This window comes from Ochrobactrum sp. SFR4, from assembly GCF_019730395.1.
In the GTDB taxonomy this organism is placed as follows: domain Bacteria; phylum Pseudomonadota; class Alphaproteobacteria; order Rhizobiales; family Rhizobiaceae; genus Pseudochrobactrum.
Genome location: NZ_JAAPBB010000659.1, coordinates 1 through 285, shown reverse-complemented (window position 1 = coordinate 285; position 285 = coordinate 1). Strand labels below are relative to the sequence as shown.

At 50.9% G+C, this 285-nt stretch carries 1 pseudogene; it reads right to left on the bottom strand.

Going from position 1 to position 285, the window contains the following annotated elements:
• Positions 1-285, bottom strand: a pseudogene (locus HBA93_RS20695) (sensor histidine kinase); the annotation flags it as partial.

Genomic DNA, 285 nt, shown 5'->3' with positions numbered 1-285 from the left:
ATCAGCTTTGGCGAAAAGCGCTGTACGACTGGATCTTGTGTGTCGGCCAGACTGTCGGACATCAGCTGTGCTGATGCCAGAATATTGCGCATGTCATGATTGATCTTGGAGACTGCGAGGCCAAGATCTGCCAGATGTTTGCGCTCATGAAACAAATGCTGAAGATGGGTCTGCATTTGTGCCAGCCGGTTTTGGGCATAGCCAAGCTCATCTTTACGGCAGGAGGCGTCAATAATCAGTGTCGGGTCTTCGGGCTTCTGGCCGAAGGCAAACATATTGCTATAC